The 11,681-nt window shown below is 61.5% G+C and carries 10 protein-coding genes; 7 read left to right on the forward strand and 3 right to left on the reverse strand.

What is annotated here, in order from left to right; all coding sequences use genetic code 11:
• Positions 1–10: 10 nt before the first annotated feature.
• Entirely contained in the window at positions 11–652 is a 642-nt protein-coding gene (locus tag ACTQ0H_RS00155; protein WP_441016056.1) for a GNAT family N-acetyltransferase, read from the reverse strand.
• A 277-nt stretch (positions 653–929) separates the two neighbouring features.
• Between ACTQ0H_RS00155 and purH the strand changes: the two genes are divergently transcribed.
• Positions 930–2,537, forward strand: a complete 1,608-nt coding sequence (purH, locus tag ACTQ0H_RS00160; RefSeq protein ID WP_427794233.1) for a bifunctional phosphoribosylaminoimidazolecarboxamide formyltransferase/IMP cyclohydrolase — start codon at positions 930–932, stop codon at positions 2,535–2,537.
• 278 nt (positions 2,538–2,815) lie between these two features.
• Positions 2,816–3,526, forward strand: coding sequence for a hypothetical protein (locus ACTQ0H_RS00165; RefSeq protein ID WP_441062967.1), 711 nt, complete (start codon positions 2,816–2,818; stop codon positions 3,524–3,526).
• Between the two features lie 18 nt (positions 3,527–3,544).
• Here the strand turns inward: ACTQ0H_RS00165 and ACTQ0H_RS00170 are convergent, their stop codons facing one another.
• On the reverse strand, positions 3,545–4,108 hold the full coding sequence (locus ACTQ0H_RS00170; RefSeq protein ID WP_441062968.1) for a PucR family transcriptional regulator: 564 nt from the start codon (positions 4,106–4,108) through the stop codon (positions 3,545–3,547).
• A 141-nt stretch (positions 4,109–4,249) separates the two neighbouring features.
• On the opposite strand from ACTQ0H_RS00170, the gene ACTQ0H_RS00175 reads away from it, so the two are divergent.
• The 3 genes from ACTQ0H_RS00175 (at position 4,250) to ACTQ0H_RS00185 (ending at position 6,476) form a co-directional block, all read left to right on the forward strand.
• Positions 4,250–4,582 carry a hypothetical protein gene (locus ACTQ0H_RS00175; protein WP_441062969.1) on the forward strand — a complete coding sequence of 111 codons (333 nt, stop codon included), beginning with the start codon at positions 4,250–4,252 and terminating at the stop codon, positions 4,580–4,582.
• A 169-nt stretch (positions 4,583–4,751) separates the two neighbouring features.
• Positions 4,752–5,423: a response regulator transcription factor gene (locus ACTQ0H_RS00180; protein ID WP_427728526.1), complete on the forward strand. Its 672-nt coding sequence runs from the start codon at positions 4,752–4,754 to the stop codon at positions 5,421–5,423.
• A gap of 9 nt (positions 5,424–5,432) precedes the next feature.
• Complete coding sequence (locus ACTQ0H_RS00185) at positions 5,433–6,476, forward strand: sensor histidine kinase (RefSeq protein ID WP_441062970.1); 1,044 nt, start codon at positions 5,433–5,435, stop codon at positions 6,474–6,476.
• A gap of 251 nt (positions 6,477–6,727) precedes the next feature.
• On the opposite strand, the gene ACTQ0H_RS00190 is transcribed toward ACTQ0H_RS00185, so the two are convergent.
• The gene (locus ACTQ0H_RS00190) at positions 6,728–7,165 is read right to left on the reverse strand and encodes a universal stress protein (protein ID WP_154515052.1); all 438 of its coding nucleotides are present in this window, start codon (positions 7,163–7,165) and stop codon (positions 6,728–6,730) included.
• 241 nt (positions 7,166–7,406) lie between these two features.
• Here ACTQ0H_RS00190 and ACTQ0H_RS00195 point away from each other — a divergent pair, with 241 nt between their 5' ends.
• Together ACTQ0H_RS00195 and ACTQ0H_RS00200 are read left to right on the forward strand one after the other, a co-directional pair.
• Positions 7,407–8,387: an undecaprenyl-diphosphate phosphatase gene (locus ACTQ0H_RS00195; protein WP_441537832.1), complete on the forward strand. Its 981-nt coding sequence runs from the start codon at positions 7,407–7,409 to the stop codon at positions 8,385–8,387.
• Positions 8,388–8,533: 146 nt separating this feature from the next.
• Entirely contained in the window at positions 8,534–11,437 is a 2,904-nt protein-coding gene (locus tag ACTQ0H_RS00200) for an ATP-dependent helicase (RefSeq protein WP_441062972.1), read from the forward strand.
• Positions 11,438–11,681 lie beyond the last annotated feature (244 nt).

Below are 11,681 nucleotides of genomic sequence, written 5' to 3' on the forward strand. Positions count from 1 at the left end.
ACTGCCGGTTTTAGGCTGTTAGGTCGAGTTCGTAGAGGAAGCTTTCGCGCGGCATGTCGTGGCGGCGCTCTTCGCGGCTGGCGTGGTGCGTGGCCGTGCGCTTAAAGCCGTGCAGCTCGTAGAACTTCCACGAGCAGTTGGAGTCGGTATACAGGTGCGCTCTCGACGCTCCGCGCGAGGACAGGTGCGAGACCGCGGCATCGAGCAGAACCGAGCCAACGCCCAGGCCGTGGACATCGCGATCCACGGCAAGCAACGTGACCTCGTTGTCATGCGGCAGCGGGCTGCTCTCGAGCAGACGGTTGTTGGTCCGAATGGTGGCGCGCACAAACGAGAGATACTCGGCACAGGCATCGGGCTCCAGCTCACGCATCTGCGACAGCAATGCGCGTTCGGTATCCATCCAATGCTCCTTAACGGTGGCGCCGCTGCTTTGCCCCGCACGTGCGAGTGCAATGCCGCGCGCCTGGCCGTCGATTACGGCGACCTGCGAAAACGTCGAGGAAGAAAGGCAATAGGCAAGATCGCACGCGGCCTCAAGGCGGTTGTACTCTTCGTTATCCGAATTGTTATGCCAAAGCTGCTGCAAGATCAGCGCGATGGCGTCGAAGTCTTCGGTATCAAACGGTCGGTAGAGAACCCGCGAGACCATAGTGCCTCTTTCTATTGCGGATGCATATCGAGCACAGTTCTACCACGCCATTGGCATCTAATTATGGTGCCCCTGTGTTCCATCAACTCACCGTGCCCAGTGGCGCTCCTGCAACCCCCGCTCGCAAGCTTTTTCTGCACATGCGCCCGTTACGGGGTGCATCGATGCGCTCGATGCGCTACATTGAATCAGTATTTTCAATGCCGCTGCGCGAGCGCTGCAGATCGACGTATCACCGACTCACAGAGCACGGCGGCGTACCAGACAGGAGGACTGCATGGGATCTGATGTGAAGATCGCACGCGCGTTGATCTCGGTTACCGATAAGACGGGCGTCGTCGATTTCGCACGGACGCTGGTTGACGACTTTGGCGTCGAGATCATCTCTACGGGCGGCACGGCTCGTGCCATCGAGGACGCGGGCGTTCCCGTAACCCCCATCGAGGAGTTCACGGGCTATCCCGAGATGATGGACGGCCGCGTCAAGACGCTGCACCCCAAGGTTCATGGTGCACTGCTGGCTCGCCGCGATTCCGAGCAGCACATGCAGGAGGCAGCTCAGCACGGCATTAAGCTGATCGACCTGGTCGTCGTCAACCTGTACGAGTTCGAGAAGACCGTCGCCAACCCCGAGGTCACCTTCGCGGATGCCATCGAGCACATCGATATCGGTGGCCCCTCCATGCTTCGCTCTGCCGCCAAGAACGCCGCGAGCGTTACCGTCATCTCCGACCCGGCCGACTATGATGCCGTCCTGGCCGAGATGCGCGAGACCGGTGGCTGCACCACGCTTTCCACCCGTCGTCGCCTGCAGGTGAAGGTCTACCAGACCACCGCCGCCTACGACACGGCTATCTCCCGTTGGCTTGCTGCCCAGGCAAGCGACGTGGCGGACACCTCTGCCAAACTCGAGGTCTCGCTGGAGAAGGTCGACGACCTGCGCTATGGCGAGAATCCTCAGCAGAAGGCTACGGTCTACCGCTTTGCCGATGGCTGCGAGAACTCCGCGAGCTCGCAGTTCCCGCTCGTGGGCTCCGAGCAGATTCAGGGCAAGCCGCTCAGCTACAACAACTATTTGGACGCCGATGCCGCTTGGAACCTGGTTCGCGAGTTCGACGAGCCTGCCTGCGTGATCCTCAAGCATCAGAACCCCTGCGGCTCCGCCGTTGCCGAGGACATCACGGCTGCCTACGACCGCGCCTTTGCCTGCGATCCCAAGAGCGCTTTCGGCGGCATCATCGCCTGCAACCGCGAGGTTCCCTTTGAGCTGGTTGAGCACTTTGCCGATCAGAACAAGCAGTTCGTCGAGGTCATCATCGCCCCGAGCTACACCGCCGAGGCGCTCGAGCGCATGGCCAAGCGCCCCAACCTGCGCGTGCTGGCTACCGGCGGCGTGGACCACGGCGCCAAGGTGGAGCTGCGCTCCATCGACGGCGGCATGCTGGTGCAGGAGGTCGACCACGTGATCGAGGATCCCGCGACCTTTACGTTCCCCACCGACCGCAAGCCCACCGATGCCGAGATGGCCGAGCTTGAGTTTGCCTGGAAGGTCTGCAAGGGCGTCAAGTCCAACGCCATCCTGGTCTCCAAGGGTAAGGCCGGCATTGGCATGGGCCCGGGCCAGCCCAACCGCGTTGACTCCGCACTGCTTGCCTGCGAGCGCGCCGAGGACTTCTGCGAGCGCGAGGGCGTGGAGAAGGGCGGCTTTGCCTGCGCAAGCGACGCGTTCTTCCCGTTCCGCGACAACGTCGACGTGCTTGCTGAGCACGGCGTGACCTGCATCATCCAGCCCGGCGGCTCCAAGCGCGACGACGAGAGCATCCAGGCCTGCAACGAGCATGGCATCGCAATGGTCTTCACGGGCGCCCGCCACTTCCGCCACTAATGATCGTTACGCGGTTTTACCAAACCGCGTAACTGCTCGACGCTGCGCCGGCCCCAAGCACCTCATCTCGCCGCTCAAACCGTCGCTCGCGTACAGAAGTACGCGTCGCTCCTCTTTCGCGGCGACCTGAGGCACTTGGGTCCGGCTCGCTGGCTTATGCTCCACCAGCGGTATTGGCTCGCCCCGAACTAAAGCTATCTATTGCCGCCCGTGCCGGTTGGTGCAGGCGGCTTTTTTGGGTATAACGGTGCGGTGTATGTTTTTGAGAAAGGTTGGATATGGCCGTTGTGGATGATGCCGAGCTGTTTGGCAATGCCGAGGACCAGCGTGCGTACGAGGACTTTTGCGCCAATCAGGAGGCGGTCGAGAAGTTTACGCTCGACAAGCCCGCGCTTGTCTGCCGTTGGCGCATGTCCAACAAAAAGGTGCCCATGCTCAACCGCCACATTCGTGCGCTGTCCGAGCGCCTGGTGCAGGGCGAGCCGCTCACCCATAACATGCTCAGCTGGGCCAAGCAGCACGTTGAGTGGTCGCTTGCCGAGGGCGATTACACCGCGCGCGACGGCGTGCTCATGCTGGTGATCGACGTTAACGGCAATGCCGCCATGACGGTGGGGGAGTACGAGCCGCTGGCCGATACTTCGGCCAAGGCGCTGCGTGCCCGCTCCGCCGAGGCCCGCTCCGAGGCCGACGAAACCGGCGTGGCGCCCGAGCTGCTCGCCGCCGTCAACAACGGCGAGCTGGTCTTTGTGGCACCGGCGGACGAGTGCCTGTGTGGCACGGCGACGCTTATCGAGCAGCTGGCCCAGACCAAGGGCATCCCGGTCACGCGCGTGGACATTCCCGCGCAGCTCAAGGGCGCGCTGTTCCTGGTGAGTGACGAGCACGGCGTGGTCCCTGCCGCCGAGACGGACGCCGCCGAGTCCGACGCCGCTACGGTTGCCTTCTTTGCCGAAGGCTACGAAAAGCTCCGTGCCCGCCGCTCCTAACCTCAAGGCGGGGTGGGCTTACTGAAGCGAGCGAGCGCGTTCGATGGCGTAGGCGAGCGACAGCTGCTCCATCTCTGGGGCGCATTTGTAGCTCAGCCCGGTGAGAGCTGTCACCTTATCGAGGCGATACCGAATCGTGTTCGGGTGCTGGCTCGTCTGCCTGGCGGTTCGCTCGATACGTCGGTCGTTCTCGATGAATGCGGCGAGTGTGGATTCCAGTTCGCTGCCATGCTCGCTGTCGTGCTCGCGTATCGGCGAGAGAATCGCCTCCGAGAACGATCGCATCTCAGGGGTTTCCGCAAAAGGCATCACGGTTCTCAGGATGCCGAGCTGCGTATAGCGGACGGGGCCCTCGGCTCGTTGACAAGATAGGCGCTGTGCGTAAATCGCCTGCGAGATCGCCTGCGCCACCGCCTCGTCTCCAAACAGAATATCGCTGATGCCGAGTCCTTCCGCTCCGCCATCGATACCGCTAACCTCGATGAGCTCCGTGAGCGCCTGCGCGATTCGCTCCACATCGAGCGTCTGCTCCGAGTCGCTTGTCGCTACGAATAGCAGACCTCCGTCATAGGGTGCCAGCATGTTGTGGCATTCGGCGAGGGTCGATTTTGAACAAAGACGTTCGATTTGCAAAAACGTACGCGGGTCGAGGGGCTCTGCAAACGATGCGAACAGGGCGACCGCTTCGTCCAGAAAGGCATATTCAGCGAGTCGGTGGCGGAGTTGATTCTGAGTAACGCTTCCGTGATCCTTGAGCGCAGCCGTCGCATCGTCCTTCAGAACCTTGCTGTTCTGGAAAAGTGGGTCGAGAGCGAGCCGCACCTGTCGTTCGTCAAGCCCGAGGCGGGTAGCACCGCGCTTGTGTATTACGACTACGACAACGACTCCAGGACGTTCTGCACCGACATGATTAAGAAGTCCGGCGCGCTCGTCACCCCGGGCGATTGCTTCGAGGAGCCCAAGAGCATGCGTATCGGCTATGCATACTCCGATAACACCGACGACCTGCAGAAGGGCCTGGATGCCATCTCTGCGTACATGCGTACGCTCGAGTAGAGGCTCAAGGTCGAAGTGATGGGGCCGATCGGTTTAGGACCGAGGGCCCCCATTTTCTCTCAAGGCTACCGAACGCTTTTGTCACATTAGGTGCCCACGGGGTCGTATCGCTGCGACGCCGTGGGCATAATGGTGTGGAAGGTGCAAGTTGCGCGAAATGGGAGGACACATGGCGCTGATCTATGTCGTTGAGGACGACGAGCGCATTCGTCGTGAGCTTGTCGACATCCTTGCCCGCGCCGGGTTTGAAATCGAGGCCTGCGAATCGTTTGAGCATGTCTCGCGCGATATCCTTGCCGCCGCGCCCGACCTGGTGTTGCTCGACCTCACGCTTCCCGTCAAGGACGGCCAACATATCTGCCACGAGGTTCGCCGCGAATCCGAGGTTCCTATCATCGTCCTCACGTCGCGCACGACCGAGATCGACGAGGTCATGGCCATGACGCTTGGCGCGGACGACTTTGTTCCCAAGCCTTACAGCGCCCGTGTGCTCGTGGCGCACATCAATGCGTTGCTGCGCCGCACCGCGGCGGCGGGCGATCGCAGCACGCTCGTCCACAAGGGGCTGGAGCTCGACCTCGCCCGCTCCATGGTCACCAATACGGCAACCGGCGACAGTACCGAGCTCACCAAAAACGAGCTGCGTATCCTCTCGCTGCTCTTGGGCCGCGCGGGCAAGATCGTCTCGCGCTCGGCTATCATGCAGGACCTGTGGGACTCCGACGCCTTCGTGGACGACAATACGCTCACCGTCAATATCAACCGCCTGCGCACCACGCTCGAAAAAATCGGCATCAAGGGGTATTTGACGACGCATCGCGGCCAAGGCTATTCGGTCTAGGGGCCGGTTATGTCGTTTGCCAAGTTCTTTAAAGATGCACTGCTTCCCGTTGCCGTGTGGACCTGCGGCGTGCTGCTGAGCTGTTTTGTACTGACGGTCGCCGGCGCCCCGGCATCCATCGTGGTCGTGGCGGTCGGTGTGTCCTTTATCTTTGGCATGCTGGGCATCGTGATCGAGTACGTGCGCCGTCGTCGTTTTCTGTGCCAGCTGGAGCGCGCGGCAGAGGAGCTGGGGAGCCCCGCATGGGTGCAGGAGATGGTGCAATGCCCGACCTATGCCGAGGGCGAGCTCGAATATGAGGTCTTGCGCCGGGTGGGCAAAGCCGCTTGCGACGAGGTGGCGGAAGGTCGGCGCCAGACCGATGACTACCGCGACTATATCGAGAGCTGGGTCCACGAGGCCAAGCTGCCCCTGGCGGCGGCTCATCTGATTTTGGAAAACCTGGACGGCAGCGAAGACGACCTGTCGCGCGTGGATGACCTGGGTCGCGAGCTGGCTCGCGTGGAGCGCTATATCGATCAGGCGCTGTACTATGCGCGCTCGGAAGTCGTAGAGCGCGACTACCTAATTCGCCGCTGGGGTCTCAAGAGCTTGGTGACGGGCGCGATTAAAGCCAACGCGCGCGAGCTCATTGCGGCGCACGTGGCTCCGGTGTGCGAGAACCTCGACTTTGAGGTGTTCACCGACGAGAAATGGCTCGAGTTTATTCTGGGCCAGCTCATTCAGAACAGCATTAAATATGCGCGTGAGGACGGCGCGAAGATTGTGTTTTCGGGTGCGTTGCTGGACGAGGGCCTGGCAAGCGAGCGCATCGAGCTTACCGTCGCGGACAACGGCTGCGGCGTGAGCGCGGCTGACCTGCCGCGCGTGTTCGAGAAGGGCTTTACCGGCGATAACGGCCGCACCACCAAGCGCGCAACGGGCATCGGCCTCTACCTGGTGGCGCGCCTGTGTTCCAAGATGGGCATCGACGTTGCCGCGGCATCCGACTCCGGCGAAGGCTTTGTCGTAACATTCGCTTTCTCGACCAACAAGTTTCAATACTTCGAGTAGTCGGGCCGTCTTGTGGTGCGGATGGCTATGTTCCCGAACGTGAACATGGCTATGAGGCTCTAAAAAATCACCCAAAAAAATGTGCCGCCCAACCAGGGCGGCACGCCATCTCTCTATTCAGCTAACTCGCTGAAGTACGGTGACGAAGGCGCAAGGCCGGGAGGGGTTATCTAAGCCGACATCCCGCAGCCGCGAAGCGGCGAGGACGTCGGCGTGATAACCCCGCAGGCCTTGCGCCGGCGGGAAGGAACCTACTTCACGACCAGAATGTCGCAGTCGGTGTTGCGCAGCAGGAATGTCGAAATCGAACCCAGGAGCGCATACTTGATCGAGGAAAGGCCACGAGCGCCGCAGAGCACCAGATCGGGCTTGACCACGTCGAGCATCTCGTCCTTGAGCGTCTCGCGAATACGGCCGGCGCGAATCATGACTTCGACCTCGGGAATGTTGGGATTAGCCTTGGCCTCTTCGAGCTGCTTGGCGATGGAGTTCTTAAAGGCCTCCTCCAGGCCGTTGACCAGATCGACCGGATAGGAACCGGCGCTCTCGAGCGCCGTGGAATCGATGACGTGACCGATGATCAGCTTGGCGCCATTGTTTGCGGCGACCTTGATAGCGCGTGTGAGCACAAAATCCTGCTGCTCAGTACCGTCGAGTGAAACAAATACCTTGGTATAGCCCTCGTTCATGGTTTCCTCCTTGGTCTATCGCACGGGCGCGGGCTCGTGCATCGGACGACGTGTTGGCCGCCGGACACTTTAGCTTGTTGCAGTTATACCCAAGGATTTCGGTTTGACCGCTCGCAATTCTGTGAACGGGCGAGATTTTTGGTAAGGGTGGGCGCGGCCGCGGCCGAACGGTTGATAATGGGACATCGCCCGCAACCGTCCGCAGAACAACTATCGGCGGGTGACAAACGAGGGGGTCCCTTTGGATATCATCGAGCTTCTAAAATCTGCCTTCATGGGCCTGGTCGAGGGCATCACCGAATGGCTGCCCGTTTCGTCGACGGGCCACATGATCTTGGTGGACGAGTTCGTCAAGATGAATGTGAGCGAGACATTCTGGAATATGTTCCTGGTCGTGATTCAGCTTGGCGCCATTTTGGCCGTTTGCGTTCTGTTCTTCTACGACTTAAATCCGTTCTCGCCCAGCAAGGGCAAGGAGGGTCGTCGCGACACCTGGGTGCTGTGGGGCAAGATTGTGCTTGGCTGTATTCCCGCCGCGGCGATCGGTCTGCCGCTCAACGACTGGATGGAGGAGCATTTCTATAACGCTCCCGTCGTGGCGCTGGCGCTCATCGTGTACGGCGTGTTGTTTATCGTGATTGAGAACTGGCGTGCGAGTAAGCGCGAGAACGCCGCTCTTGCCGATTCGTTTGGTTCGCGTGCTGTGGTGGTGGGCGGGCGTCCCGCCGGTGCACACTTCGCGGCGCCTGCGGCGGATATTGCCGAAGACAATGACAATGACGAGGATTTGGATTTTGGATCCATCGCCACGCTCGAGGACCTGAGCTGGAAGACCGCATTGGGTATCGGTTGCTTCCAGGTGCTTTCGCTGATTCCGGGCACATCACGTTCCGGCTCCACCATTATCGGCGGCCTGCTGCTGGGCTGCACGCGCTCGGTGGCGTCCAAGTTCACGTTTTTCCTGGCCATTCCCGTTATGTTTGGCGCGAGCGCGCTCAAGCTGGTCAAGTACTTCGTTAAGGGCGGTACGTTTGGCACCAACGAGATTGCCATTCTGGGCGTGGGCTGCGTCGTGGCCTTTGTGGTTTCGCTTATTGCCATCAAGTGGCTCATGGGCTTCGTTCGCCGTCACGACTTTAAGTGCTTTGGCGTCTACCGCATTATTCTGGGCATCGTGGTGCTCGCGTACTTCTTTGTTCTGGAGCCTATGCTCGGCCTGTAACTTGGTTGACGCTGCGCGGCGGCCAGAGCGCGGCGCACGGAGTCGTGGTGTGATTTGCGTCGGTGTCCGCGCGGCTCGGTATACTGGTACGGCTCAAACTATGGCGCCGCCCGCAGGCGCGCCGTCCGTCAGATGAGGAGTCGCCCATGACCCAGCCCTTGCCCTGGGAAAAGAACGCCGCGGTACCCGTGCCGCCCGCGCCGGAACCCGTGCCGCTCGATGCATACATCGCCCCCGCTGCGCCGGAGCCCGAGCTCGTTCCGCTCGACATCTACGACGCTCCCGCGCCGGCACCCAAGCCCGTCAAGCCGCTCGTCGACATTGACAGCCTTAATCCTGCCCAGCGCGAGGCCGTCCTGACCACCGAGGGCCCGTTGCTGGTCCTCGCCGGCGCAGGCTCGGGCAAGACCCGCGTCCTGACCTTCCGCATCGCGCATATGCTCGGCGACCTGGGTGTTAAGCCTTGGCAGGTTCTTGCCATCACGTTTACCAACAAAGCCGCGGCCGAGATGCGCGAGCGTCTGACGGCGCTCATTCCCAGTGGTACCCGCGGCATGTGGGTGTGCACCTTCCACGCCATGTGCGTGCGCATGCTGCGCGAGGACGCCGACCTGCTGGGTTACACCGGTCAGTTCACCATCTACGATGACGATGACTCAAAGCGCATGGTGCGTGACATTATGCAGGCGCTCGGCATCGAGCAAAAGCAGTTCCCCATCAACATGATTCGCAGCAAGATCAGTTCGGCCAAAAACGCCATGATCGGCCCCGAGGACATGCTCAAATCCGCCGATAGCCCCAACGACAAAAAGGCCGCGCAGGTCTACCTGGAGCTGGAGCGCCGCCTGCGCGCCGCCAACGCGATGGACTTCGACGATTTGCTCGTGCGCACACTCGAACTGCTGCGCACCCGCCCCGAGGTGCTCGACAAGTACCAGGAGCGCTTCCGCTACATTAGCGTCGACGAGTATCAGGACACCAACCACGTCCAGTACGAAATCGCCAACCTTCTGGCCGCCAAGTACCAAAACCTCATGGTTGTGGGCGACGATGACCAGTCCATTTACAGCTGGCGTGGCGCCGACATCACCAACATCTTGGACTTTGAGCAGGACTTTAAAAACTGCAAGACCGTTAAGCTCGAGCAGAACTACCGCTCTACGGGCCATATCCTAAACGCCGCCAACGCCGTGGTGCGCCACAACTCGCAGCGCAAGGACAAGCGCCTGTTTACGGCCGAGGGCGATGGCGAGAAGATTCAGGCCTTCCAGGCGAGCGACGAGCGCGACGAGGGCCGCTGGATTGCCGGTGAGATCGAGAAACTGCATGCCAAAGGCACGAGCTACGACGACATCGCCGTGTTTTATCGCACCAACGCCCAGTCGCGTATTCTCGAAGATATGTTTCTGCGCGCGGGCGTGCCCTACAAGATCGTGGGCGGCACTCGATTCTTCGACCGTGCCGAGATTCGCGACGTCATGGCCTACCTCAAGATGATCGTGAACCCGGCCGACGAGATGAGCGTCAAGCGCGTCATCAACACACCGCGCCGCGGCATTGGCTCCACCTCAATCCAAAAGATCGAGCAGCTGGCACGCGACAACCGTTGCTCGTTCTTCCAGGCTTGCGAGATCGCGTGCGCCGAAACCGGCATGTTTAGCGCCAGGGTGCGCAACGGCCTGTCGAGCTTTGTCTCACTGGTGCGCGAGGGCCGCCGCATGGACGGCGAGCTCAAGGACGTTGTCGAGATGATCGTCGATAAGACGGGCCTTCTGCAGGCGTTTCGCGTCGAGGGCACCATGGAATCTGAGAGCCGCGCCGAGAACATCCAGGAATTTCTGGGCGTTGCGGCGGAATTTGAGGAGACGCACGAGGATATCGAGGGTACGCTCGAGAGCCTAGAAGAGCTGCGCGCAGCCGGTGTTGCCGACGTGCCTGCCGGCGCCGAGCCCGAGCCCGTCGTGGTGAGCGTGTCTGCGCCCGAACCGGGGCCATCTGTCCCGGCATCCTCGTTTGAGGCGCTCGTCGGCGCCCGTGACGCCGCGGGCTCCAATCCGCTCGATGGCTTGGCCGCTCCGGCGCTGTCTCCGCAGGATGCCCTGGCAGCCGCCATCGCAGGCAACGCGTATGCCGCGCCGACGGAGCTGTCGGCGGGTGCCGTGCATGCCGGCGAGATCGAGCGTACCTACGGTCCGCTCACCTGTAAGGCGCTGCCGGCACTCATGGAGTGGCTGGCCTTGCGCTCCGACTTGGATTCCCTGGCCGGCGAGACGCATGCCATTACCATGATGACCATCCACTCCGCCAAGGGCCTGGAGTTTCCGGCGGTGTTCGTGGCCGGCATGGAGGAGGGTATCTTTCCGCACGTGCACGACTTTGGCGGCAGCGATGATCCGGGCAAGCTCGAGGAGGAGCGTCGCCTGGCCTACGTCGCCATCACGCGTGCCCGCAAGCGCCTGTTCTTGACCTATGCGGCCACGCGTCGCACCTACGGTTCGACCTCCGCCAACCCGCGTTCGCGCTTTCTCAACGAGATTCCGTTTGAGGATATCGAGTTTAGCGGTATCGGTTCTGCCGGTTTTGAGGGCACGGGCTGGGAGAAGCGCGGCGACCGTCGCGGCACCTTTGGCTCGGGCATGGGTTCGGATATGTATGGCGGCAAGGTGTTTGGTTCGCATACGCGCTCGACCGGCGGTTCCGGTTCGCGCGGCGGATCGAGCTTCGACGATTTCTTTGGCGGCAGCAGCTACGGGACCGAGCGCCATCGTGGGGTCTCGCCCGACGCCGGTCGCGTTGCCTCGACCTTTGGCTCGGGCGCACCGCGAGCCAAAAAGCCGTCGTCCAAGGTGTCCCCGACAGTGGAGCGCAAGGTCGATCGCGCCAGCGCGTCGCAGGACTTTGCCGCGGGCGATACCGTGAGTCATAAGACCTTTGGCACGGGTACCGTGATCTCGGTCGCTGGAGACATGATCGAGGTCCAATTCGAAAAGACCGGCCAGACCAAAAAGCTAATGAAAGGCTTCGCTCCGATTGTTAAGCTGAATGCCTAACTGCGAGGTTGGCCGGGCGCGCCGGGGGCTTTGGTCGCCTGCTCGGACAGTCCTGCTCGCACGGAGAGCACATTAAGTGCTCTCCGGCTCGTGCGGAACTCGCGATCGACCAAAGCCCTCGACGCGCCCTCTTCCTTGTGACGTTTTAGCCTGCAGCTTTCGAACCTCGCTCTGCTTGTTCGCTTTTTGATCTGGAGAGCCGGGTGGGCTGATAGATAGATACGAGTAGGGGCTCTTCCGTACA

This window comes from Collinsella sp. LCP21S3_A3, assembly GCF_052118905.1.
GTDB lineage: Bacteria > Actinomycetota > Coriobacteriia > Coriobacteriales > Coriobacteriaceae > Collinsella.